A 24,716-nucleotide genomic window follows, 5' to 3' on the forward strand; every position below is an offset into this window, starting at 1 on the left:
ATTGAGAAAAATAGCAGTTTTAGATAAACATACCATAGATAAGATCGCAGCCGGAGAAGTGGTGGAGCGCCCTTCTTCCGTAGTAAAGGAGCTTGTAGAAAATGCCATTGATGCAGGTGCTACTGCTGTGACGGTTGAGATTGCAGACGGTGGGAAACGGCTGATCCGCATCACAGACAATGGAAGCGGCATGGAAGCAGATCAGGTTCCGGTTGCGTTTTTAAGTCATGCCACCAGCAAAATTGAAAAAGTAGAAGATCTGGAAAACATTGCCTCTCTCGGATTCCGTGGAGAGGCTCTTTCCAGTATTGCAGCAGTTTCTCAGGTGGAACTGATCACAAAAACTCCGTCTGCATTAAGCGGAGTCCGTTATGTGATCGAAGGAGGAGCAGAGCGATCTATGGAAGAAATGGGTGCTCCGGAAGGTACTACATTTCTTGTAAGAAATCTGTTTTATAATACGCCTGCCAGAAGCAAATTCCTGAAATCCGATGCAGCAGAAGGAAATTACATTTCTTCATTAATGGAGCAGCTGGCACTTTCCCACCCGGAGATCTCATTTAAATATATTCAGAATAAGCAGGTTAAGCTGCATACTTCCGGAAATTATAATGTTAAAGATGTGATCTATAATGTTTATGGACGGGATATTGCCCGGGCGCTTTTAGAGGTATCTTACGAAAATGATTTTCTGAAGATCCAGGGATATGTGGGAAAGCCTGAAATATCCAGAGGCACCCGTTCTTTTGAAAACTATTATATTAATGGCAGATATGTAAAAAATAATATTATTGCAAAAGCAATAGAAGATGCTTATAAAGGCTTTCTTATGCAGCACAAATTTCCATTTGTCTCTCTTCATATCCAGATGACAGGAAATGATCTGGATGTTAATGTTCATCCAAGAAAAATGGAAGTCCGTTTTGCAAGAGGACCTGAAGTATATGATTGCATTTATGAAGCAGTGAGAAATGTACTGACTCACAGGGAAATGATCCCAAAGGTCTCACCAGGTCCTGAGGAAACTGCTGCCAAAGCAAAAACAATCGTAGAACGAAAAGACATTCCTGAGCCCTTTGAAACAAAAAGGCTGACTCAGATGCAGCAAAATATACATCCGGTTGTTCAGAAGGATCGACTTTATGAAGAACTTCCGGTTTATAAAAGCAACACATTTACAAAAGCAGAAGAAGCTCTTTTCAGCGGAAATCTCCATAAAGAAGAATCATCTGCAAATACAACCGATCCTATTGACAAGCAGGAGCCGAAAATACAGGAATCCAAAACGCAAAAAATGAAAACGCAGGAAATATCTGATTCAGCCATAAATATTTCAGCCCACAAAACATTGGAATCGGAAATCCTAAAGCAAGAGCAGGAGGCTCCTAAACAACTGGAGTTGTTTGAGGAAAAGCTGTTGGCACCTGAATCCAGAAGTCGTCACCGGCTGATCGGCCAGCTGTTTGAAACCTATTGGCTGGTAGAATTTGATGATCGTTTTTTCATCATTGACCAGCACGCCGCCCATGAAAAAGTAAATTACGAACGTTTTGTAAAACAATTTAAAGAACAGGAAACACATTCCCAATATCTTAGCCCTCCGCTGATCGTAAGCCTTAGTCTGGAAGAGGAAGCAAGTCTTTTGGCAAACCGGGAGTTTTTTGAAAAAGCAGGATTTGAGATCGAGCCCTTTGGCGGCCGTGAATATAGTATCAGCGCAGTACCGGCAGACCTGTACGGATTTTCCGAGGAAGATCTTTTCCTGGAAATGCTAGATAACCTGGCAGGAGAAGGGGAAAAGGATGCATTGAATATTTTTGCAGCAAGGCTAGCTACTATGGCCTGCAAATCAGCAGTGAAAGGAAATAACAAACTGTCCTTCCAGGAGGCTGACCAGCTGATCGACCAGCTGCTGACTCTTAACAATCCTTATCATTGTCCTCATGGCCGGCCAACCATCATTTCCATGACAAAAACAGAGATAGAAAAGAAATTTAAGAGGATCATATAATGAAGCAGCCTTTACTGGTTTTAACCGGCCCTACTGCTGTAGGAAAAACAAAATTGTCCATCGCCCTTGCCAAGGCAATCGGCGGTGAGATCATTTCCGCAGATTCTATGCAGGTGTATCGGCATATGGATATCGGCTCTGCCAAAATCACTCCCAGCGAAATGGATGGTGTGCCCCATTACCTGGTAGATGTACTGGAACCGGATGAAGAATTTCATATTGTAAAATTTCAACAGATGGCAAAAGAAGCCATGTCTCAGATTTATGCAAATGGACATATTCCTATTTTGGTAGGTGGAACCGGATTTTACATCCAGGCAGTTACAAGAGATATTGATTTTACCCAGGCACAGTGTGAAGACGATTATCGCAAAGAACTGGAGCAGATGGTACAGGAAAAAGGCAGTCATTATCTGCACCAGATGCTGAAAGAGGTAGACCCTGTAAGCGCAGAAGAGATCCATGAAAATAACGTAAAACGGGTCATCCGGGCACTGGAATTTTATCATCAGAATAAAACTCCTATCTCCAGCCATAATCAGGAGCAAAAAGAGAGGAGCAGCCCGTACAATCTGGCGTATTTTGTATTGAATGCGCCAAGAGAGCTTTTGTATCAGCGGATTGATGCCCGCGTAGACGAAATGCTTGCAAACGGACTTGTAAAAGAAGTGGAAAACCTTCAGAAAATGGGCTGCCATAAGGGAATGGTTTCCATGCAGGGGCTTGGATATAAAGAAATCCTTGCATACCTTGAAGGTGAATATCCATTAGATGAAGCATTATGTATTCTGAAAAGAGATACAAGGCATTTTGCCAAAAGACAGTTGACCTGGTTCCGCAGAGAACAGGATGTGATCTGGGTCAACAAAGATCAATTTGCTTATAATGACCAGGAAATATTAAATTACATGCTTTCATGCTGTAAAGAAAGAGGAATATTATGAAAGAGCTTTATGAACAGCTGGGGATTTCTTCCAGAGTTTATGATTTTTGCCACGAAATAGAAGAAAGTTTAAAAGAACGTTTTATACAGTTTGATAAAACAGCAGAATATAACCAGATGAAAGTGCTTCTGGCCATGCAGAAAAATAAAGTAAGTGAAGAATGCTTTGGTTCTTCCTCAGGTTATGGTTATAACGATCATGGACGTGATACCCTGGAAAAGGTATATGCTGATACTTTTCATACAGAAGCAGCCCTTGTACGGCCACAGATCGCCTGTGGCACTCATGCTCTGGCAATTGCCCTTTTTGGAAATCTTCGGCCCGGAGATGAGCTTTTAGCCCCGGCCGGAAAACCATATGATACATTGGAGGAAGTGATCGGGATCCGTCCTTCCAAAGGCTCACTGAAGGAATACGGGGTATCTTACCGTCAGGTAGATCTTTTGCCGGATGGTACCTTTGATTATGAAAATATCCGTAAGTCTATTAACGAAAAAACAAAGCTTGTTGCGATCCAGCGCTCCAAAGGATATCAGACAAGACCTTCTTTTTCTGTAAAGCAGATCGGAGAACTGATCGCTTTTGTAAAATCCATAAAACCGGATGCAATCTGTATGGTAGACAACTGTTATGGTGAATTTGTAGATACCATTGAGCCAAGTGATGTAGGGGCAGATATGATGGTGGGTTCCCTGATCAAGAATCCAGGCGGCGGACTTGCACCTATCGGCGGTTATATTGCAGGCACCAGGGAATGTGTGGAAAATGCTTCTTACCGTATGACATGTCCTGGCCTTGGTATGGAGGTAGGTGCTACCTTAGGAGTAAACCGGTCATTTTACCAGGGATTTTTCCTGGCACCTATGGTAACAAAAGGTGCATTAAAAGGTGCTGTGTTTGCTGCCAATATTTATGAACGGCTTGGTTTTCCGGTTGTTCCGGATTCCAAAGAGCCCAGACAGGACATTATCCAGGCTGTTACTTTAGGAACTCCGGAAGGTCTGATCGCTTTTTGCCAGGGGATCCAGGCAGCTGCACCAGTAGACAGCTATGTTTCCCCTGAACCATGGGATATGCCCGGCTATGACAGCCAGGTGATCATGGCGGCAGGTGCCTTTGTCCAGGGTTCTTCTATTGAGCTGTCTGCAGACGGTCCATTAAAACCGCCATATGCCGTATATTTCCAGGGAGGTCTTACCTGGGAGCATGCAAAGCTAGGAGTGATGATGTCTCTTCAGAAGCTTGTGGATGCAAAGCTTGTTTCTTTAAATTAAATTATTAATAATGCGATACCAGGGTCAAAGTCATTTGCTCCTGGTATCTGTCAATAATAGCTGAGGAATATTATGTCAGATGTGATAATTGTAGGTGGCGGTGCTTCCGGTTTAATAGCCTCTGTGATGGCTGCCAGAGCCGGTGCCCGTGTTACAGTGCTGGAACAAAATGATAAACCAGGAAAGAAGCTTTCCGCTACAGGAAACGGAAAATGTAATCTTACAAATCTAAGCCAGACTCCAGAGGACTACCGTGGCACTGATCCGGATTTTTCTTCTTTTGCCAGGAAAGATTTTTCTGTTTCCGATACTTTAGATTTCTTCACAGAGCTGGGTCTTTGCCCGGTAAATAAAAACAATTATATTTATCCCCGCAGCTGCCAGGCTTCCAGCGTAACAGAACTTCTATGCATGGAAGCTGCCCGGCTTGGAGTGAAAATAAAAACAAAAGAAAAGGCTACAGAGCTTCATCAGAAAAAAGGCAAATGGACCGTTTTGACAAAGACATGGCATTATGAAGCAGATGCGGTGATCCTTTCCGGAGGTTCCAGTGCATCTGCGATTGCCGGTTCTGACGGCAGCTGTTATCAGCTTGCAGCCGCACTTGGACATAAGATCATCAAGCCTTTGCCTGCACTTACAGCTTTCAAATGCAGCGGCAGCTATTTCTCCGGATGGGCAGGAGTGCGGACACAGGCAAATGTGACTCTTCTAATTGATGGAAATCCCAGGCATAGTGCAGAGGGAGAAGTACAGCTTACAGAATATGGAATTTCCGGGATTCCGGTTTTTCAGGTCAGCCGATATGGGATCCGCAGCCTCTATAATAAGGAAAAAGTGTCACTTAGCATTGATTTTCTGCCTGAAATCCAAAGTTCGGATCTGGATCGTTTCTGGGAAGATCGAAAAAAGAGATGTCCATTAAAAAATGAAAAAGAACTTCTGATCGGCCTTTTTCCTGAAAAGCTTAACAAAGTAATCTATAATTATTCAAAAAAACGCCATATAGAACTGCCCTGTTTATTAAAACGCTTTCCATTGGAAGTGTGTGGATACCTGCCCTATGAACAGGCCCAGGTATGCTCCGGCGGTGTTGATACCAGTGAAATCGATCCACATACTATGGAGTCCAGGCTATGCCCGGGATTATATTTTGCAGGGGAGCTGATGGATGTGGATGGCACCTGTGGCGGTTATAATCTTCAATGGGCCTGGTCCAGCGGTGCCTGTGCAGGGCTTCACAGTGCAGGAGTAACAGGTAGTTCTTATAAGCAGGGAGAAAACATATGATCAGAATCAGTCAGCTAAAGCTTCCTATAGGGCATACTACAACAGCCCTGGAAAAGAAAATACAAAAAGCCTTGCATCTTCAAAATCAGCCTTTTACCTATCAGATCAGAAGACAGTCTTTGGATGCAAGACATAAAGAAGACAAAAAATTTGTTTATACCATAGATGTAAAAACAGATAATGAAAACCGTACATTAAAAAAGGTTCACGATAAAAACATTACGTTAACCAACGAAAAGGCCTATTGTTTTCCTAAACCTGGGCCAGCCCCATTACACTCCAGACCTGTCATAGTTGGAAGCGGTCCTGCAGGGCTGATGTGCGCCTGGTATCTTGCGAAAGCAGGTTATGCACCTTTGCTGCTGGAACGGGGTGAGGAAGCACATCTGCGGCAGCAAAAGGTTGAAGCATTCTGGAAAAACGGCTTACTTGATCCTGACTCCAATGTTCAGTTTGGAGAAGGTGGTGCAGGTACTTTTTCTGATGGCAAACTAAATACCCTTGTAAAAGATACCTTTGGCCGTAACCAGGAGGTACTGAAGCGATTTGTGGAAGCAGGAGCAGGAGAGGAGATCCTTTACCAGCAAAAGCCTCATTTAGGCACAGACATGCTGGTTGGAATTGTAGAAAATCTCCGGAATCAGATCCAGGAAATGGGTGGAACCGTGCGGTTCAATGCAAAGGTAACGGATCTGATTTTTGAACAGGATAAGCTGCAGGCAGTAAAGGTCAATGATCAGGAAGTGATTCCTGCACAAATCTGTGTCCTTGCAATCGGCCACAGCGCCAGAGATACTTTTGGGATGCTTTATGAAAAAGAACTTTATATGGAATCCAAATCCTTTGCTGTAGGACTTCGGATCCAGCATCCCCAGTCTATGATCAATCAGGCTCTTTACGGGGAAGCCGAGAATCCTATACTTGGGCCTGCCAGCTATAAAGTGACCCATACCTGTGACAATCAAAGGGGCGTTTATTCTTTTTGTATGTGTCCAGGCGGATATGTAGTGAATGCCTCTTCAGAAGAGCAGATGCTGGCGGTAAATGGTATGAGTTATCAGGCCAGGGACAGTGAAAATGCCAACAGTGCTATTATCGTAACTGTTTCACCCGATGATTTTCCTGGAAATGATCCTATGGCAGGGATCCGGTTTCAGCGTGATCTGGAGCGTAAAGCCTGGGAAGCAGGGAAGGGAAAAGTGCCGGTACAGTTGTTTGAGGATTATCAGAAGCATCAGGAAAGCACCTCCTTTGGTCAGGTCAAGCCTTGCATCTGCGGCGCTTATACTCTTACAGATGTACGAAAGATTCTTCCTGAAGAAATCGGAGATTCTATTGAAGAAGGGATTCTGGCATTTGGTAAAAGGCTGCCCGGATTTGACAGACCGGATGCTCTTTTGTGCGGAATAGAAAGCCGTACTTCATCCCCGGTAAGGATTGTCCGGAATAAGGAATTGGAAGGAAGCAAAAGAGGGGTTTATCCCTGTGGTGAAGGTGCAGGTTATGCAGGGGGGATTACTTCTGCTGCTATGGATGGACTGAAAGTAGCAGAGGCAATTGCACGGAAGTATTCTATTCCTTCCAGTGATGCTGATAAAAACTCTTGACACAAGTAATCAAGCCCGGAGATACACTTCTGATCCTGGGGGATGACAAACAAGGAATGGCAATTCCACCAAAAGAAATGTTTGCATCATATTTTGAACAGATATTCGGAAAATAACAGTAAATTCGGATATCTGTGTAAAGGAAGGAGAAACAGGTATGCCGAAGATATTTGGGATTCCGCTGATTGGCGTGATCCAGATGGTTTTAGGGGCTGTTATATTTCTTCTGATCCGCTGGCCATTCCGGGTGCACAGGTGATCCAGGGCAAGGGTAAGACCTTGATGCCAGGCCTTATTGACTGTCATGTGCATATTCAGGGGCTGAATAACCGTTGTGAAGCAGACAGTATGGCATTTCTTAAGGATGAAGTGCCCAGGATCTTCCAGGAAAAGGTATTTCCATACGGAATCACTACCATTAAAGATTTGTGTGCTCCCAGACATTTCATCTATCAGCTTCGTGAACAGCTTCGTTCCGGAAAGCTGGAAGGTCCGGAGCTGCTGATCGTAGGTCCTAACTTCACTGCTCCGGATGGACATCCTGCCAATACACTGGGAGGAGATAATCCTTGGATCCGTAAGGAAATGGCCATTGAAGTTACCACACCAGAGCAGGTGCATGAAGGAATCTTGGAATTAAAAAAAGCCGGCGTGGATTTCCTGAAATTCACGTATCAGGGAGGCGATTACTGGTATTTTGATAAAAAGATCCCTATTGCCAAGATCAAGAAAGAGCTTATGGAGCAGATCATCCGTGAAGGCAAGGAAAACGGTTTGAAGACCACTGCCCATGTATTTTACAAAGAAGATGTACGACAGCTGCTGAAAGCAGGGATTTATGGCATTGAACATGGCGTTCTGGATGAGACTCTGGAACCGGATGATGACCTGATCCGCCTTTGGAAAGAAAGCGGTGCACACTTTGTACCTACTGTAAATGCTATGACCTATGAAAAAGATCCAGCACGTCTGACAAACAGCCTTCATAATCTGAAAGTACTTTATGACGCAGGAATCCCTATCGCCATGGGTACTGACAATATGCTGGAAATGATGGGCGGCGAGGTGGAGCATAAGGAACTTGCCTATTATGTGGAAGCAGGTTTAACCCCTATGGAAGCCATCACACTTGCAACTGGCAATGCAGCCCGGCATCTGGGGATTGAAGACCGGAAAGGTTTTGTAAAAGAAGGCATGGAAGCAGATCTGATCCTTCTTGACCAGGATCCATCCCAGGATATTTCCAATATCCAATTTATCCATCAGGTTTTCTGCAAAGGAAAGATCGTATATTCCCAGAATGTGATCCAAAGCTATGATATACCTGAATTTCATTATCCAACATCTGTGAACCAGATCCGATTGAAAAGCACAGATGGAAAGGAAGAGAAGGTTTTGGATGTTTCCGGGTATAATTCCTCTGGAAAGATCGTACAGAGAATTACCCGGGAGGGTATTCTTTGGTCTGAAGAGATCTGCCAGGCAGACAGGAACCTTTCTCTTATTTCCTGGGAATATACACGTTCTTCTGATCATACCTTCTTAAAAGCAGTCAAAGAGAGCAGTTTTATTCATATGACAGGCACTTTTAAAGGCAAAGAGCAGGACAAACGATTCCGTATCGAAGACGGCCTGTGGTATCAGATGATGGAAATGGCTCTTCCTGCATTTCTTAAATCCAGTGAAAATGAAATCCTGCTGTATTCTATCGGTACAGGCAACAATCGGGGAGCCATGAACCTTGGTGAATTTGCCGCCAAAAAGCTGGGTATAGAGCAGATCATAGTGAATGGCAATGCCTATTCCTGTTATAAGGTAAGCCTTGTTCTTACCATGTTTTCATGGGCATGGACCGGGCTGTACTGGTATGATACACAAACAGGACAGTTGATCCAGAGTGGAGAAAAGAAAGGAAAAACTGAAAAGATTTTATACAGGATCTGTTAAGAGCAAGCCTGCAGGTATGGCATATCTGCAGGCTTGTGTATTCATTATAAGCTTCCATACTCTTTATAAAAAAGAAATTAAATTTTTTCAGAGAGTGTACATCCCCCTGTTTTTATGCTAAAATGGGTTTCGTATTCCAGAAGCTAAGGAATCATATGAAAAAATCAGATCAAATCCATACATTACCGGCACAGGGCAGACCTTACAGGATGATGGATCTGCCGCCCTCTCAGCGCCCATATGAGAAGTGCCTGAAGGATGGCCCTGGGATTCTAAGCGACAGTGAGCTGCTGGCAGTGATCCTGCGCAGCGGCACTAAAGACGCAAGTTCTCTTACGCTTGCACACGAAATACTGAATCATACAGAGAAGACTTCATTTCCCGGACTACTTGGGATCCTGCATATGTCCCTTCCGGAACTGATGAAAATAAACGGCATTGGCAAGGTAAAAGCCATCCAGCTGAAATGTATCGGGGAATTATCCAAGCGGATGGCACGTCAGGCAGCAAGACCACAGCTCTCACTGAATAGCCCGGATACAATTGCAAAGTATTATATGGAGCAGCTCAGACACGAAGAACAGGAGCTGCTTCTGTGCATGATGTTTGATACGCGCAGCCATCTTCTGGGAGAGGAGATTTTATCCAAGGGTACAGTGAACAGCACTTTGATCACCCCCAGGGAGGTATATCTTGCTGCCCTTAAATATCATGCCACCTGTATTGTGCTTGTACATAACCACCCAAGTGGGGTAACAGAGCCAAGTGCAGGAGATATACAGACAACACAGCGTATTCTCCGTGCCGGGGAAATGCTTGGTATTACTCTGCTGGATCATATTATTATCGGGGATCATACATACACCAGCCTTAGAGAAAATGGAATGATGGAATAGTTTTGTGATAAAGGGGCAGATGCATGCTTTTTGAAAAAACATACGGAATAGACCTTGGCAGCAGTTCTGTAAAGGTATATTCTCTGATCAGAAATAAAAGTTATTTAGAGAAAAATATGATCGCATCCAAAGGACGCAGGATCATTGCTGTTGGTAATGAAGCATATGAGATGTTTGAGAAAGCACCTGTGGGTATTTCCGTAACTTCCCCTATGTCTTTTGGTATGATTGCCAACCTGGAATTGCAGGAGATCGTATTATATAGTATGATGCGCAGGATCGATAAGATCCTTGGGATCGGTTCAGTAATGTATTTTGCCGTTCCACTGGATATGACGGCCATTGAAAAAAGAGCCTATTACCAAGTAGCAAACGGGCATTGGCTTCGTAAAAACCGGGTTTATATGGTAGAAAGCCCCATTGCAGACGCTATTGCCATGGGGGTTGATATTGAGAAGAATGAGGGCAGTATGATCGTAAACATTGGTGCCCAGACGACCCGTTTTTCTATTATTACCGGGGGCAAGATCATTATCAGCCGTAAGATCCCAATTGGAGGCAGGCAGATGAATGAAGCTATCTGCAGTGAAGTGCGCAAGCGGTATAACCTTCAGATCGGTACACGTACAGGCAAGCGTCTGAAGATTGTTATGGGACGTCTTTCGGATCAACGTAAAGAAGCCAGGAAAGTAGTTGGGATCGACAGTGTTTCCGGGCTTCCAAGGGAAGAGATCATCTCTGCCTATGTGGTAAATGACGGGATCATGAACTGTGTGAACGAGATAGCTGCTGAAATGAAAACATTTCTTGAGCGTACTCCGCCCCAGATCACTTATCATGTGGCAAAAGAGGGTATTTACCTTACAGGCGGCAGCACCAGGGTTCCATACATAGACCAGTATCTTGCCAGCTATACCGGATTTGCTTTTAATCTGTCACCTCTGTATGAGAATTCAGCAGTGACAGGTCTTGAAAAAATCATGAAGAACAGAGAACTTCGTAAATGGGCACAGCCCATTAAACAGAGAAAATTGTAATTTAGGGGATATATAGTAAATGAAAAACCTGAAAAGGAAAATCCATTTTCGGATCAATCTGAAAAGTAAACATCTGCTTGCAGTTATGACCTTGTTTTGCGTAAGCTGCATTGTAGCCACATTTGCATCCGGTGCTGCCACAGCTCCTTTACAGGAAGCAGCAGGACTTGTGGTAGTTCCCTTTGAGAAAAGCATTAACAGGATCGGGCAGCTTTTGTCTGTCACAAGACAAAGCCTGAAGGATAAGCAGGAGCTGATCAGTGCAAATGAAGAGCTTCAAAGCCAGATCGATAACCTGACTCAGCAGAACAACAAGCTGATCCAGGATCAGGGAGAACTTCTCCGTTTGCGGGAATTGTATAAGCTTGATGCTGAATATGCAGATTATCCCAAGGTTGCTGCCAGGATCATTTCCAAAGATCCTGGGAACTGGTACGATACGTTTATGATCAATAAAGGCTCCAATGACGGGATCCGTGTAGATAATAATGTGATCGCAGGAAAGGGGCTGGTTGGGATCGTAACAGAAGTGGGCCCCGGATGGGCTACGGTACGTTCTATCATTGATGACAGCAGCAGTGTAAGTGCCATGACTGTCAGCACCTCTGATAATTGTGTTATTACCGGTGACCTGGAACTGATCGATGAAGGCAAGCTTCGTTTTGAACAGCTTTACGATCAGGAAAATAAAGTTACTGCCGGAGAGCGGATCGTTACCTCTAACATCAGTGAGAAATACGTTGAAGGTCTTTTTATTGGCTATGTAAATGATGTGGAGCAGGACAGCAACAATCTGACAAAGACAGGCACGATTGTTACACCTGTAGATTTCCAGCATCTTAAGGATGTTTTTGTGATCACAGTAAACAAACAGGATTCCATACAGCAGGAGGCTTCCAGTGAAGAGTAAGATTGTATGGTTTATTACCATCATTATATGCTTTTTATTGCAGTGTACCATTCTGAATCTGATATCCATTGGATCCATTACCCCTAATCTGATGCTGATCCTTACCGTTTCCATGGGACTTATGCGTGGACGGAAAATGGGCTTGTGGACCGGATTTTTCTCCGGGCTGCTGGTGGATCTTTTTTATGGATCCTTATTCGGGTTTTATGCACTGATCTATATGTATATTGGTTTTTTCAGCGGGTATGCCCACAGAATCTATTATGATGATGATATTAAGGTACCTATGGTGCTGGCTGCTGTGGGAGATATTCTTTATAATTTTGCTGTTTATGGCCTGCAATTCCTTCTTAGGGGCAGGCTGGGACTTCATACCTATCTGTTCCGGATCATTTTGCCGGAAGCAGCCTATACCGTATTTTTGACCCTGATCGTATACAGGGTATTCCGTTTTATCAATTATCGATTTATGGATATTGCAAGGAAAGAAAGTGAGTCAATGTGGGTAATAAAATAAAACGATTTTTCAAAAAAATAAGCATAAAAAGAACAACTGTATTGGCCCTGGTATTTATTTTTATGGGCTGCATCCTGGTCCGCAGGCTTTTTGACCTGCAGATCATTCAGGGAGAAGATTATATCAATAAGTTTCAGACAAGAACCACCAAAAACCGTGTTTTAAAAAGTACTCGTGGCAATATACTGGACAGAAACGGGGAGATCATCGCTTCCAATGTCCTGTCTTATTCCCTTACCTTTGAGGATAATGGCACATATAATACCACCAGGGAAAAGAACCTTACCCTGAACGGCATCGCCTATCAGGTACTGAAAATCCTTAAGAAAAACGGAGACAGTCTGTCCAGCAGTTTCCATATCTATATAGATGAGAATGGAAAATATGCCTTTGATGTAGATGAAGGCTTTACTTTAAACCGTTTTAAAGCAGATATTTATGGTCATCCGCTGATCGATGACCTTACAGAAGAAGAAAAAAATGCCACAGCAGCAGATATGGTGGCATTTCTTGGTGGGTCTAAAAGTGGGGGATTCTCCATTGTTCTTGAAGGAGACAATGCCTATACAGAAGAAGAGTTATCTTCCCATGGGCTGCCTTCCCAGCTGACAAAAGAGGAGATCCTTGAGATTGCCATTATCCGTTATGAACTGAATACAAACAGCTATAAGAAATATATGCCGGTTACCATTGCAACAAATGTAAGTGAAGAATCGGTAGCCGCTATCATGGAAAACAAAACTTCCTTTCAGGGAATCGAAGTAGTGGATGACTCCATACGTAAATATGTTGACGAAGAAAGCATGGGACCTATCCTTGGTTATACAGGAAAGGCATCTGCTGAAGAGCTGGAATCACTCCGCAAACAGAATCCGGATTATTCCAGTGATACTATTATAGGAAAGGCCGGTCTGGAACAGTATATGGAGCTGACTTTGCAGGGTACAGATGGCCATGAGACCGTTTCGGTTGATAATCTTGGAAAAGTATTGAAGATTGATGAGAATACAAGGGTGGCTCCGATTGCAGGAAATGATGTACAGATCACCATAGACACAGACTGGCAGTCCGGTATTTATGAGATCTTGAAGCAAAGGGTGGCAGGTATTCTTCTTTCCAAGATTGAAGCATCCAAGACCTTTGACTTTGAAGGGATCAAAAACGCCAGCCAGATACGGATCCCTATTTATGATGTTTACAATGCACTGGTGGAAAACAGTGTGATCGATATTAATAAATTTCAGAACGAAAACGCCTCTGATATAGAAAAAAACTTATATGCCAAATTTCAACAAAAGCAGCAGCAGGTTTTTGATATAATAGACAGCAGGCTTACAGGAGACAATCCACCAGCTTACAAGGATGAAGATGTTCAGATACAGGCATACCTTTCCTATATCTGTAATGACATGCTGCGTGATACCTTAAAGATCATCAAAAGTGATGCTGTAAACACATCTGATGACACTTACAAAGCCTGGGTAACGGATGAAAGTATCAGTCTGAAGGATTATCTTACTTATGCTACCAGTCAGAACTGGATCGATATTTCCAAGATTTCCCCGGAAGGAGAGTACCTGGATTCAGCAGAAGTATACCGCAGTCTTACCGATTATATTATTGATTATCTGAAAACAGACACCGGATTTTCAAAGCTGCTGTATAAGTACATGCTTCAGGAAGATACCATTTCCGGTCAGGAGCTTTGCCTGGTGCTTTATGAGCAGGGGATCCTGTCCAAGGATGACGGTATGTACGAAAGTCTTGCTTCCGGATCTATGGGTGCATATGATTTTATGGTCAGCAAGATTTCCACTTTGGAGATCGAGCCTGCACAGCTGGCACTTGAACCATGTTCTGCATCTGCAGTACTGGTAGATGTACACACAGGGAAGGTTCTTGCCTGCGTTACTTATCCAGGATATGACAATAACCGTCTTACAAATAACATGGATACGGATTACTACACCAAGCTTGCACTGGATGAGTCCAGCCCATTCTTTAACAAGGCAACCCAACAGACTACTGCGCCTGGTTCTACCTTTAAGCTGGTTTCCACCATTGCAGGCATGATGGAAGGTGTGATCGATGACAGCACTTATTTTGACTGTACTGGATCTTTTGATTATGTTACACCGCCCATCAACTGCTGGAATACTTATGGACATGGTGCACTGGATATCCGCAGTGCCATTGAGCAGTCCTGTAACTATTATTTCAGTATGATCGGATTCCAGCTTGGTAAGGTTGGTGATAACCAGTTTTCTGAGAATCAGAGTCTGTCAAAGCTGAAGGAATACGCTTCCTTGTTAGGACTGGATCAGAAGAGTGGGATTGAGCTTTCAGAAGCAACACCGCAGGTATCCAACCAATATGCAGTTCCGTCTTATATCGGACAGGGTACGAACCTTTATACTACAGTAGGCCTTGCCAGATATGCGGCAGCTCTTGCCAATTCAGGAACTGTATTCCAGCTGTCTCTTCTTGACAATGTAAAGGATGCGTCCGGCCAGACTCTGCAGACTTATGATCCGGTTGTCCTTAACAACCTTACAGAGATCCCACAGAATGTGTGGGACGATATCCATGACGGTATGTACAGGGTAGTACAGACCCACAATCAGTTTAATGGACTGGGCATGGCTGTATCCGGAAAGACAGGAACAGCTGAGGTGGATTATTACCATCCCAATCATGGCCTTTTTATTGGCTATGCACCGTCCACAGATCCTAAGTATGCTATATCCGTGCGTATTGCAAACGGATATACCTCTGGTAATGCATGTTTGATTGCTAATGATATTTTTAAATACATTTTTGAACTTGCTGATAAAGAATCCATTATCACAGGTATGGCTTCCAGCGATACAAGTGATGTTTCAAATGACTAAAGAGACCACCAGAAAGTTGGAACAATTTGTTTAGGAGGATTCATTGAAATGAGTGAAGTTATTGTGATCACTTCCGGTAAAGGAGGTGTAGGCAAGACGACCACAGTTGCAAATATCGGTACCGGTCTTGCCATGCTAGGCAAAAAGGTAGCAGTGGTAGACACAGATATAGGCCTTCGGAATCTGGATGTGGTTCTGGGTCTTGAGAACCGGATCGTATATAATCTTGTAGATGTGGTGAATGGCAGCTGCCGTCTGCGGCAGGCCTTGATCCGGGACAAGCGTCACCCGGAGCTGTATCTTCTTCCTTCTGCTCAGACAAAGGATAAGACAGCCGTTTCACCGGAGCAGATGATCAAGCTGACCCAGGAATTACGGGAAGAATTTGATTATGTTCTTCTTGATTGTCCGGCAGGTATTGAGCAGGGATTCAAAAACGCCATTGCAGGTGCAGACAAGGCTATTGTGGTTACTACTCCTGAAGTTTCTGCTATCCGTGATGCAGACCGGATCATCGGTCTTCTGGAAGCTGGCGATATCCGTGATATTCGGCTGATCATTAACCGCCTGCGTCCGGATATGATCGCTAGGGGTGATATGATGTCTGTGGATGATGTTCTTGAGATCCTGGCTGTAGATCTTCTGGGTACGATCCTGGATGACGAGCAGATCGTAGTGGCTACCAATCAGGGAGAGCCTTTGTCAGGTAAGAATTCCCAGGCAGAGGAAGAATACCAGAATATCTGCAAACGTATTCTTGGGGAAGATATTCCTTTTGTTACCATTCGTCAGAAAAAGGGCATGTTCAGCAGACTTGGCAGTATATTCAAAAAATAATAACAGGCATATATGAGGAGGATCTCTTACATGAAATCCATTTTGCGTGAAAAACGGCGTTCAGCCGGGTATGCCAGAGATCGTATGAAGCTTCTTCTGATCTCTGAACGTATTGAATGCTCTCCGCAAATGATAAAAATGCTTCGCAGTGATCTGATACATACAGTAAAAAAATACGTAGTGGTAGAAGAAGATCAGGTCAGGGTCAAGATTTCCAAAGATCCGGCTGTGATCATGGCATATATTCCTGTACTTACGAAAAAGGACTGATAATAACATATGATTAAACAATATAAACTTCGCTTTTATAATTTCAGACTTGTACTGCTCCTGATTGCCATCAGTTCCATAGGAGTTGTACTTGTGACCAGTGCCAGGGCAGATTTGAGAAACAAGCAGCTGGTTGGTCTGATTCTTGGATTGGTTGTTATGGTGGTTCTGTCTCTCATGGATTATTCCTGGATCCTTAATTTCCAGTGGATCATGTATGGGGTTAATATTGTTATGCTTTTAGGAGTCCGGCTGTTCGGATCCAATGCAGGTGGTGCTACCAGATGGCTTCAGATCGGCGGATTCCGTTTCCAGCCTACTGAGCTTTCCAAGATTATTATTATTTTGTTCTTTGCGAAGTTTTTTATGGATCATGAGGAAGATCTGAATACATTAAAAGTTCTTGCAGAAGCAGCTGTCCTTCTTGCTATCCCACTAGTGCTGATCTATGCACAGCCGGATATGAAGAATACCATTATGGTTACTTTGGTTTTTTGTATTCTTTTATATATGGCCGGGCTTCGGTACCGGATCATAGGAGGGGCAATTCTGATCGCAATACCTTTGATTATTATTTTTCTTTCCATCGTTGTGCAGCCGGATCAGAAGCTGATCCAGGATTATCAGAGAAAGCGAATTATGTCCTTCCTGTATCCTGAAAATGAAGAATACTCTGAAAATATTGAACAGCAGAATAATTCAAAAACAGCCATTGCTTCAGGAGAGCTTGTAGGGAAAAAGCTTACAGGTGATGACAGCACATCCTCTGTAAATGAGGGAAACTTTGTTGCAGAGAACCAGACTGACTTTATTTTTGCAGTAGCAGGAGAGGAGTATGGTTTTATCGGCTGTACAGTGGTCGTATGTCTGTTAATGGCCATTGCATTGGAATGTATCAGGATGAGTCTTCGTGCAAAGGATATGGCAGGCAGGATCCTTTGCTGCGGTATTGGCAGTATTGTGGCCTTGCAAAGCTTTCTGAATATCTGTGTAGCCACAGGACTTGCTCCCAATACAGGTACGCCTCTTCCCTTTGTAAGCTATGGCCTGACTTCACTGATCAGTCTTTATATCGGAATGGGAATTGTTCTGAATGTAGGTCTTCAGAGCAGTGCATACAATAAAGAAATCCAAAGAAAAGAAATATATGAGAAAGAGGAATACTTATGACATCAGCTAAACCAAGAAGAACGGTAAATAACAAAGCAGCCAGATTAAAAAAAATGCGCCGCAGGCGGATCCGTCATACCATTCTTCTGGTTTTATTATTGATCGCAGTTGTTGGAGGCGGAGTTTTTGCTATTTATACTTTACGTGGCGGTTCCTTAAGTACACCGGTAATCCCTTTTCAAGCGTCCAATGAATTTAGTTCTTCTGTCACAGCCAGAGATTCCCTGAAAGGGAATGGTTTTGCCAAGGATCTGGTAGTTTCAGCTCAGGATACACCTCTTGACGGAGTGGCATTGGAAACTGACCAGAAGGGGCTTTTATTCGATCTTGCAAACAATAAAGTACTATTTGCAAAGGGTGCATATGAAAGAGTTTATCCTGCCAGTATTACTAAGATCATGACTGCCATGCTTGCCTTGAAATACGGCAATATGGACGAAACGGTTACCATTACCCAGGAAAATGTTACATTGGAGGATGGTTCCCAGGTCTGTGGGTTTGGCGCAGGAGATAAGGTTACTATGGGACAGCTGGTACGGTGTCTTCTGGTATATTCCGGTAATGACGCTGCGTCAGCCATAGCAGAACATATTGGAGGCACAACCGATAATTTTGTTGATATGATGAACAGCTATGCTGCACAGCTGGGCTGTACAGGAACTCATTTTTCCAACCCTCATGGTCTTCAGGACGAGAACCATTATACAACTCCTTATGATATTTACCTGATGCTGAAGGAGGCAATGAATTATCCTTCCTTTACAGAGATCACGCAACTTCCTTCCTATACAGTAGAATATACAAAAGCGGATGGCTCCACTATGAGTACTGTGCTTGAAGCTACAGACCATTATCTTACAGGGGAAGCTGCAACACCTAAGGATGTAAAGATCCTTGGTGGAAAAACAGGAACTACCAGCCTGGCAGGCAACTGTCTGGCCCTTCTTTGCCAGAATGCATATGGACAGCCATTTGTATCCATTGTAATGGGAGCTTCTTCCAAGGAACTGCTTTACCAGGAAATGTCTTCTCTTTTACAGCATATTAACTAAACAGGTACGTTGCCCACAGGAGGCATTACCATAATCTTATACCAGGATCAAAAAGTCACCTTATGCCAGGCATGATGCATTGCATGAGGTGGCTTTTTCAGACCACAAAATAATTTCTTATAATCTGTAACATTTTACAGACTGGATTGTTATATAAGTAGAATACAAACAATAAAGAAAGCACTGCAGGCAGGTAAAGCATGGATAAAAAGATATTGGAAGAAACATATCAAAAATTTCAAAAAGAATTATATCTGTACCTGTTTTCCTTATGCCAGAACAGACAGCTGACAGAAGACCTCCTTCAGGAAACCTTTCTGAAAGCCTTATTGTCCCTTTCGGACAGTCATGGAAATATACGGGCGTGGCTGTACGCAGTGGCAAGAAATCTGTTTTACAATCATCAGAAAAAGGCAAAACAGGAGGTACTGTCTGAAGATATTTCAGATGCCCAGCTTACAGAAGATATTTTAGATCAGATCCTTCAGGAGGAAAAATTAAAAAATCTCTATGATGGGATCCGCAAGCTGGAAAACCGGAAACAGGAAGTGCTGCAGCTTCAGTATTTTGCACACCTTTCCCAGAAGGAAATTGCTGCAGTACTGCACCTGACTCCGGAGCACGTGCGTATCCTGGCATACAGGGCCAGAAAGGAACTTAAAGCATTAATGGATAAAGAATACCAGGAGGACAGAACATGACGTATAAGGAGCTTTTAAGGCTATATAAAGAGGGCAAATTAAATGAGCAACAAAGACAGCAAATAGAGCAGGATATTCAGCGGCAGGATGCCATCAGTGAATATCTTTACGAGGAGGGAGAGATTCCAGGCATGGAAGAGACTGTTCCTTTTCAGACGGAAGGATCTGAAAAGGAACAGTCTCCTGGTAAAAATGTGGATCCGTCAGAAATCCATTTTCAGGAAAAACTTACATCCCAGATTCAAAAGACTCTCCGGAAAGCATTCATTAAACTGGGGGTGATCACTGGGGGGCTGGTTCTGGTAATCATCCTATGTGCTGTTTTTATCCTTCCCCAGGTGGTATCCCTGTTTTATTACAATCCAAACAGGTCTGCTGGCACAAGCAGTGAAACCGGCATATCTACCACGCAGATGAGTCTGGATCTATCCGTTTATTCAGAACTTTTCCTGCCAGGAGGACATAGAGATTATGTAAGCGCAATGCCGCTTGGTTATGGAGCCTATGATATCCAGATTCCCCAGACAATTTCCAGAAATGGCAGATTTACCTCTGCAGGCGGTAAACTGGTCCGTGGAAAGCTGACACTGTATGACAGTAATGTGCTTGCACAGCCTTTGCTTCAGTTCTATATTCCAGGAGATACAAGTAACCGGGTGATTTATACAAAGGATGAACAGGGCAATGTAACAGAAGAGGATAGTATGAAAGACGATATTGCCGCTTCCAAAGAGCAGATTGCAGGTTACAACGATACGGACTGGTATCTGGCCTATGTTTCTCTGTCAGAGATCACAGATTATGGCACATTTATCAGTTGGATCAATACTTTGGATCAGCAGGAAGTGCTGAATGCAGGAGATCTGTGGTGTGCTGTTTATGTCCAGAATCAGGATGGCCATTCTATTTCTTATCCACCGGTTGGATTTTCCCCGGAACCTTCCGGTTCCTCAATGAATTGGGACAGAGAAAAGTATCCTTATCTTTCCCTGTTAGATGATGAGAAGGAAGAATATACAGATATATCAGACGAAGCTACAATGAAAACCCATTTCCAGAGTATGCTGTCCTATATGGGTGAGCATAGTGATATTCTGAAAATGCTTGGTCATTCAAACTGGGCTGATGATTTTTCACAGATAAATACCTGGATAGACGAGAATGGGCTGAAAACTTATGGTTTTGCAATCTGTGCTACGAAAAATACCCTTCAACAGCTGTATGATGACAGCCATGTAAGTTATATCCAGTCTGCACCTCTTTCATAAAAGTATATCTCCGGATTTTGCCATATACATGATACAAAACCTCGAGTGATATTACCTGTGAAAAGAATTACGAAACATGTAAAAATTATACAATTTTTATTAAAAAGGGCTTGCTATTTTTGATAATATACACTATAATTGAAACATCTTAAATAAGATTTTTAGCAAAAATTATTATATGTGTCTAAGGAGGAAAACAGCATGGTTGAACTGATTGTAGGAAAGAAAGGCAAGGGCAAAACAAAAGTACTTTTAGACAGAGTAAATGGCGCCGTTAAAGACGCTAATGGCAGCATCGTCTACTTAGACAAAAGCACTAAGCATATGTATGAACTGAACAATAAGGTTCGTCTTATTAATGTGACAACTTATCCTATCAAAAATGCAGATGAATTTGTAGGATTTATCTGTGGGATTATTTCTCAGGATCATGACCTTGAGCAGATCTATCTTGACAGCTTCCTCAGAATTGCAAATCTTGAAGGTGCAGATGTTACAAGCACACTTCAGCAGCTGGATGATATCGGTAATGCCTTTAAAGTATCTATTATCATCAGCATATCCCTTGACAAAGAAGAAATTCCTGAAGCATTCCAGGACAAGATTGCAGTTGCTTTATAAGGATTTGCAAAGCTATACATATAATTAATTAAGTATATAATACAGCTAAGTCAAACCGCTGCAGAGGTTGAAAATTCTGTAGCGGTTTTTATATTATTAAACAATTCATTTATCTCTCATAATATAGTTATTTATTTCTTTTATTTATTATAGTGTTTAAAATAGTGTTTTATAACGAAGGTGATTATTAAAATGAAAAAGAGAAGAAAAGTTTGTATTAAAATTTTTTTATCATTACTATTAATTGGAATAGCATTGTTGATTTTATTCAAAAATAATATAAAAAGCTTAAAGTCCATAAAAAAACTTAATGATTATGGAATATATGAAATGACATATTATGGAGATTATAAACTTGACACATTCTTAAAAGACAGCGTTGATGGTAATGGCGAGATGCAACAATATGTTGCAAAAAAAGCATCAGAAAATGCCCCTGATTCCTTAGACATTCCCAATAATGGATGCACTACTTTTGTAACCAATGACAGCCAGAATAATTTAATTTATGCCAGGAATTTTGATTTTTCTTATACACCATCTATGTTATTGCACACAAATCCATCAAATGGATATGCATCTGTATCCGTCATCAATTTGACCTTTTTAGGATATTCTGAGGATAATATTCCAGCAAACTTCCTAGGAATGTATTATGATTTTCCGGTACAGACATTACCGTTTTTTCCTATTGATGGAATGAATGAAAAGGGTGTAAGTATATCCTTACTTGCAACTGCAAATAATCAATCGGAAAATATTGTTAATAAAATATTTAACTTGAATACGACAGCCGCAATACGTTTAGTATTAGACAAAGCATCCAATGTTGAAGATGCCATAAATATTTTAAAAAATTATCATATGTATATATCAGATGATAGTTATTTTAATTACTTAATTGCAGACAATACCGGTTCTTCTGTAATAATTGATTATTGTAATGATGATTTTTTTATCTCAAAGTCCGACCAAAACCCTCAAATCATAAGTACAGATAACTGTACCTTACCAATTTTAACAGTATTTTTTGATGAGGGAACGTCTGACGAAGATATTCAGAATGTTGGGAATCAAATTAAGTCCCAGCCTGAAGTTTTAGAAATTAAATCCGAATCTGCTGATGAAGCCTGGGAAAAAATGAAAAAAGAATATTGGAAAAATACAGGTACAAACGATGGATTTAATGATGATAATCCATTAGTAAACTCTTTTAATTATCAAATATATGTCAAAAAAAACTACTCCCTAACTAGACTAATATCATATATTCAATCTCTAGAACATGTTAGAGGAATAAATCAAGGTAATATAACAGCAGAAGAATGGATTACCTCAAGAATTAAAACAAGCGCTTCAAAATTAGATATGTATAATACAATATTTCTTCTAAATGCAACCTCTCTATTTGATATTAAAAGCTACAATAATACACAGTATTCTATCATTTATAATTTAACAGAACAAACAGGAAAAATATGGACGCACAAAAATGAACAAAATATATTAGACTTTAAACTTTAAAATTTGCAAACAATAGTTTTTATTTAAGAACGAGGAATTGGCCGCCCAGAGTCTGGCAGAAACAGCCAATCCGGTCTTCATGTGCTTTAACAACAATTTCTAGTAGGATGAGCCGTCGGAAACAGGCCGTTTAGCCATTGTCTGAGAACCATATCAAGGCCAAGCACTAACGTGTGGCTGGTTGTTCTCCCTCTGGCTCAGATGCTTTTTTCAGCTGCACAATATTGGCAGCACGCCGTTTATTCTCGTTGTTCATCTGGGCATAGTGTTTCTTGGTGGTATTTACGTCCTTATGGCCAAGAACCTCTGCCACTAGGTAAATATCACCTGTTTCCCTGTAAAGTGCCGTACCGTAGGTGCTGCGCAGCTTGTGAGGGGTAATCCTTTTATTGGTATTGATCATAGTGCAGTATTTCTTCACCATAACCTCAATACTGCGTACAGCCATCCGGTTTCCACGAAGGGAAAGGAAAAGAGCCGGTTCATCCGGATTATCTTCTTTCAGAAGCAGTGATCTGGGTGCCTGAGCCAGATTTGCAGCGTTTTCATTATCAGATCCTGCTGTATCTGTATTGGAATCAACATCAGATGATCCATCCGGATAGCCAAGATAATAGGAGAGTGCGTCCCGGATATCATCTCCAAAGTAAATATAAGCCTCATTTCCACCTTTCCGTATTACACGGAATGTCTGATTATTAAAGTCCACATCTGTAACGTCAAGACCAGCAAGCTCGGAGACACGCATGCCAGTGCCTAAAAATGCGGTAAGGATGGCACGGTCACGATCCACAGTCAGATTATGGAATTTCTTTTGCCTGTCAGTCATGTTTTTAGGGGTTTCCACAGCATCCATCAAATCGAAAACCTGTTCCTGGTCAAGGGTAATGATCGCTTTTTCGTGCAGCTTGGGACGTCTGACTGCATTTAAAGGATTGTTTTTTACGATCTGACGTTTATTAAAAAAGCTGTACATATTACTTAATGCAGACAGCTTTCTGGCTTTTGCAGATTCACCATTTTTGTATACAATTCCATCAAATTCATAATAATTCAGAAATTCCATATACTCATCAATATCAGAGGAATTCAGTTCTTCAAGAACCTGCAGAGGAATATCCTTGATCTGGCAGGACTGGTATAAGGGATTACAGGAAACAATAAACTGTAAAAACGTATAAATGTCCCTGCAATAACCGGTTTGAGTCCTTGGTGATGTGGATGTGGCAATCCCGCGTAAATAATCACTGCAAAACGGAGGCATCTTTTTCAGAAGCCCCCGTAAAGTGAGTATATTATTTATTTTTACGGATTCTGTATATTCATTCATAAAAAACACCTCAGTTACAATACATACGCTGAAAAACTGGATATCCGGAAGTAGTGCCTGCTTTTCATACATATTATTGCGTAAAATCTGCATTTCACGCAATAATATGTAATACTTCCCCAGTCCATATTTACATGATTTTTTCATCTAAAATAATGGTAAACGGTCCGTCGTTTTCCAGGCTTACTTTCATATCTGCACCAAATATGCCATTTTCTACTATAGGAACAATCTTCCTTGCTTCAAGGATCATATGCTCATAAAGTTCTTTTGCCTGATCCGGATCACCGGATTCTATAAAGCTGGGACGATTGCCTTTTTTGCAGTTTGCATACAAGGTAAACTGGGAAACGATCAGAAGGCTTCCCTTCACATCTGCTAATGACAGATTTGTTTTGCCTTCACTGTCCTGGAAAATACGCAGACCAAGCAGCTTTTTCAGATATTTATCTGCAATCTCCTTTGTATCCTCCCTACCTACGCCTACAAACACAAGCAGGCCTTTTCCAATGCTTCCCACCAGCTTTTCGTCTACTTTTACCTCTGCGTGATTTACACGCTGTATTAACAGTCTCATACTGCTCCTCCCCTTTGATGTTCTATATCTGCAGTCCGGTAT

At 42.1% G+C, this 24,716-nt stretch carries 21 protein-coding genes; 19 read left to right on the forward strand and 2 right to left on the reverse strand.

Annotation, left to right across the window (positions count from 1 at the left end):
* Position 1 precedes the first annotated feature (1 nt).
* The 19 genes from mutL to AB5916_RS03270 all read left to right on the forward strand — a co-directional run bounded on the left by mutL (position 2) and on the right by AB5916_RS03270 (position 22,767).
* Positions 2-2,011 carry a DNA mismatch repair endonuclease MutL gene (mutL, locus tag AB5916_RS03180; RefSeq protein ID WP_368189222.1) on the forward strand — a complete coding sequence of 670 codons (2,010 nt, stop codon included), beginning with the start codon at positions 2-4 and terminating at the stop codon, positions 2,009-2,011.
* On the forward strand, positions 2,011-2,955 hold the full coding sequence (gene miaA, locus AB5916_RS03185; RefSeq protein WP_173728026.1) for a tRNA (adenosine(37)-N6)-dimethylallyltransferase MiaA: 945 nt from the start codon (positions 2,011-2,013) through the stop codon (positions 2,953-2,955). Before mutL ends, miaA begins: the two co-directional genes overlap by 1 nt.
* Complete coding sequence (locus tag AB5916_RS03190; RefSeq protein WP_368189223.1) at positions 2,952-4,229, forward strand: aminotransferase class I/II-fold pyridoxal phosphate-dependent enzyme; 1,278 nt, start codon at positions 2,952-2,954, stop codon at positions 4,227-4,229. The genes miaA and AB5916_RS03190 overlap by 4 nt, the downstream gene beginning before the upstream one ends.
* Before the next feature lie 72 nt (positions 4,230-4,301).
* Positions 4,302-5,519, forward strand: a complete 1,218-nt coding sequence (locus AB5916_RS03195) for an NAD(P)/FAD-dependent oxidoreductase (RefSeq protein ID WP_368189224.1) — start codon at positions 4,302-4,304, stop codon at positions 5,517-5,519.
* Positions 5,516-7,126: an NAD(P)/FAD-dependent oxidoreductase gene (locus AB5916_RS03200; protein ID WP_368189226.1), complete on the forward strand. Its 1,611-nt coding sequence runs from the start codon at positions 5,516-5,518 to the stop codon at positions 7,124-7,126. Before AB5916_RS03195 ends, AB5916_RS03200 begins: the two co-directional genes overlap by 4 nt.
* 93 nt (positions 7,127-7,219) lie before the next feature.
* Positions 7,220-9,073, forward strand: a complete 1,854-nt coding sequence (locus AB5916_RS03205) for an amidohydrolase family protein (RefSeq protein ID WP_368189228.1) — start codon at positions 7,220-7,222, stop codon at positions 9,071-9,073.
* 155 nt (positions 9,074-9,228) lie between these two features.
* The gene (radC, locus tag AB5916_RS03210; protein ID WP_244092977.1) at positions 9,229-9,969 is read left to right on the forward strand and encodes a DNA repair protein RadC; all 741 of its coding nucleotides are present in this window, start codon (positions 9,229-9,231) and stop codon (positions 9,967-9,969) included.
* Positions 9,970-9,992: 23 nt separating this feature from the next.
* The gene (locus tag AB5916_RS03215; RefSeq protein ID WP_158420982.1) at positions 9,993-11,006 is read left to right on the forward strand and encodes a rod shape-determining protein; all 1,014 of its coding nucleotides are present in this window, start codon (positions 9,993-9,995) and stop codon (positions 11,004-11,006) included.
* A gap of 19 nt (positions 11,007-11,025) precedes the next feature.
* Positions 11,026-11,916, forward strand: coding sequence for a rod shape-determining protein MreC (mreC, locus tag AB5916_RS03220; RefSeq protein ID WP_368189229.1), 891 nt, complete (start codon positions 11,026-11,028; stop codon positions 11,914-11,916).
* Positions 11,906-12,433, forward strand: coding sequence for a rod shape-determining protein MreD (mreD, locus tag AB5916_RS03225; RefSeq protein WP_158420980.1), 528 nt, complete (start codon positions 11,906-11,908; stop codon positions 12,431-12,433). The genes mreC and mreD overlap by 11 nt, the downstream gene beginning before the upstream one ends.
* 62 nt (positions 12,434-12,495) lie before the next feature.
* On the forward strand, positions 12,496-15,324 hold the full coding sequence (locus AB5916_RS03230) for a penicillin-binding transpeptidase domain-containing protein (protein WP_368189230.1): 2,829 nt from the start codon (positions 12,496-12,498) through the stop codon (positions 15,322-15,324).
* Positions 15,325-15,372: 48 nt separating this feature from the next.
* Positions 15,373-16,161 carry a septum site-determining protein MinD gene (gene minD / locus AB5916_RS03235; protein ID WP_158420978.1) on the forward strand — a complete coding sequence of 263 codons (789 nt, stop codon included), beginning with the start codon at positions 15,373-15,375 and terminating at the stop codon, positions 16,159-16,161.
* 30 nt (positions 16,162-16,191) lie between these two features.
* A complete protein-coding gene (gene minE, locus AB5916_RS03240; RefSeq protein ID WP_158420977.1) occupies positions 16,192-16,431 on the forward strand; it encodes a cell division topological specificity factor MinE in 240 nt (79 codons plus the stop codon).
* A 9-nt stretch (positions 16,432-16,440) separates the two neighbouring features.
* Complete coding sequence (locus AB5916_RS03245) at positions 16,441-17,601, forward strand: FtsW/RodA/SpoVE family cell cycle protein (RefSeq protein WP_158420976.1); 1,161 nt, start codon at positions 16,441-16,443, stop codon at positions 17,599-17,601.
* Positions 17,598-18,653, forward strand: a complete 1,056-nt coding sequence (locus AB5916_RS03250) for a D-alanyl-D-alanine carboxypeptidase family protein (RefSeq protein ID WP_262582704.1) — start codon at positions 17,598-17,600, stop codon at positions 18,651-18,653. The genes AB5916_RS03245 and AB5916_RS03250 overlap by 4 nt, the downstream gene beginning before the upstream one ends.
* A gap of 200 nt (positions 18,654-18,853) precedes the next feature.
* Positions 18,854-19,354 (forward strand): RNA polymerase sigma factor, encoded by a 501-nt coding sequence (locus AB5916_RS03255; protein ID WP_368189232.1) that lies wholly within the window; start codon positions 18,854-18,856, stop codon positions 19,352-19,354.
* Positions 19,351-20,622 (forward strand): anti sigma factor C-terminal domain-containing protein, encoded by a 1,272-nt coding sequence (locus AB5916_RS03260; RefSeq protein WP_368189233.1) that lies wholly within the window; start codon positions 19,351-19,353, stop codon positions 20,620-20,622. Before AB5916_RS03255 ends, AB5916_RS03260 begins: the two co-directional genes overlap by 4 nt.
* Positions 20,623-20,823: 201 nt before the next feature.
* Positions 20,824-21,243, forward strand: coding sequence for a twitching motility protein PilT (locus AB5916_RS03265; protein ID WP_158420973.1), 420 nt, complete (start codon positions 20,824-20,826; stop codon positions 21,241-21,243).
* Positions 21,244-21,435: 192 nt separating this feature from the next.
* Complete coding sequence (locus AB5916_RS03270) at positions 21,436-22,767, forward strand: permease-like cell division protein FtsX (protein ID WP_368189234.1); 1,332 nt, start codon at positions 21,436-21,438, stop codon at positions 22,765-22,767.
* A 166-nt stretch (positions 22,768-22,933) separates the two neighbouring features.
* Here AB5916_RS03270 and AB5916_RS03275 read toward each other — a convergent pair whose 3' ends face one another.
* On the reverse strand, positions 22,934-24,244 hold the full coding sequence (locus tag AB5916_RS03275; protein WP_368189235.1) for a tyrosine-type recombinase/integrase: 1,311 nt from the start codon (positions 24,242-24,244) through the stop codon (positions 22,934-22,936).
* On the reverse strand, positions 24,228-24,674 hold the full coding sequence (gene dtd / locus AB5916_RS03280) for a D-aminoacyl-tRNA deacylase (RefSeq protein ID WP_158420972.1): 447 nt from the start codon (positions 24,672-24,674) through the stop codon (positions 24,228-24,230). Before dtd ends, AB5916_RS03275 begins: the two co-directional genes overlap by 17 nt.
* Positions 24,675-24,716: the final 42 nt, after the last annotated feature.

Source organism: Blautia sp. 1033sp1_1033st1_G9_1033SCRN_220408, assembly GCF_040929965.1.
GTDB lineage: Bacteria > Bacillota > Clostridia > Lachnospirales > Lachnospiraceae > Blautia_A > Blautia_A ammoniilytica.

Bases quoted from the DNA above. Each gene is read 5' to 3' on its own strand.
- miaA (WP_173728026.1), top strand. From the start codon at position 2,011: ATGAAGCAGCCTTTACTGGTTTTAACCGGCCCTACTGCTGTAGGAAAA.
- AB5916_RS03190 (WP_368189223.1), top strand. From the start codon at position 2,952: ATGAAAGAGCTTTATGAACAGCTGGGGATTTCTTCCAGAGTTTATGAT.
- AB5916_RS03195 (WP_368189224.1), top strand. From the start codon at position 4,302: ATGTCAGATGTGATAATTGTAGGTGGCGGTGCTTCCGGTTTAATAGCC.
- AB5916_RS03200 (WP_368189226.1), top strand. From the start codon at position 5,516: ATGATCAGAATCAGTCAGCTAAAGCTTCCTATAGGGCATACTACAACA.
- radC (WP_244092977.1), top strand. From the start codon at position 9,229: ATGAAAAAATCAGATCAAATCCATACATTACCGGCACAGGGCAGACCT.
- AB5916_RS03215 (WP_158420982.1), top strand. From the start codon at position 9,993: ATGCTTTTTGAAAAAACATACGGAATAGACCTTGGCAGCAGTTCTGTA.
- mreC (WP_368189229.1), top strand. From the start codon at position 11,026: ATGAAAAACCTGAAAAGGAAAATCCATTTTCGGATCAATCTGAAAAGT.
- AB5916_RS03230 (WP_368189230.1), top strand. From the start codon at position 12,496: ATGGGCTGCATCCTGGTCCGCAGGCTTTTTGACCTGCAGATCATTCAG.
- minD (WP_158420978.1), top strand. From the start codon at position 15,373: ATGAGTGAAGTTATTGTGATCACTTCCGGTAAAGGAGGTGTAGGCAAG.
- minE (WP_158420977.1), top strand. From the start codon at position 16,192: ATGAAATCCATTTTGCGTGAAAAACGGCGTTCAGCCGGGTATGCCAGA.
- AB5916_RS03245 (WP_158420976.1), top strand. From the start codon at position 16,441: ATGATTAAACAATATAAACTTCGCTTTTATAATTTCAGACTTGTACTG.
- AB5916_RS03250 (WP_262582704.1), top strand. From the start codon at position 17,598: ATGACATCAGCTAAACCAAGAAGAACGGTAAATAACAAAGCAGCCAGA.
- AB5916_RS03255 (WP_368189232.1), top strand. From the start codon at position 18,854: ATGGATAAAAAGATATTGGAAGAAACATATCAAAAATTTCAAAAAGAA.
- AB5916_RS03260 (WP_368189233.1), top strand. From the start codon at position 19,351: ATGACGTATAAGGAGCTTTTAAGGCTATATAAAGAGGGCAAATTAAAT.
- AB5916_RS03265 (WP_158420973.1), top strand. From the start codon at position 20,824: ATGGTTGAACTGATTGTAGGAAAGAAAGGCAAGGGCAAAACAAAAGTA.
- AB5916_RS03270 (WP_368189234.1), top strand. From the start codon at position 21,436: ATGAAAAAGAGAAGAAAAGTTTGTATTAAAATTTTTTTATCATTACTA.
- AB5916_RS03275 (WP_368189235.1), bottom strand. From the start codon at position 24,244: ATGAAAAAATCATGTAAATATGGACTGGGGAAGTATTACATATTATTG.
- dtd (WP_158420972.1), bottom strand. From the start codon at position 24,674: ATGAGACTGTTAATACAGCGTGTAAATCACGCAGAGGTAAAAGTAGAC.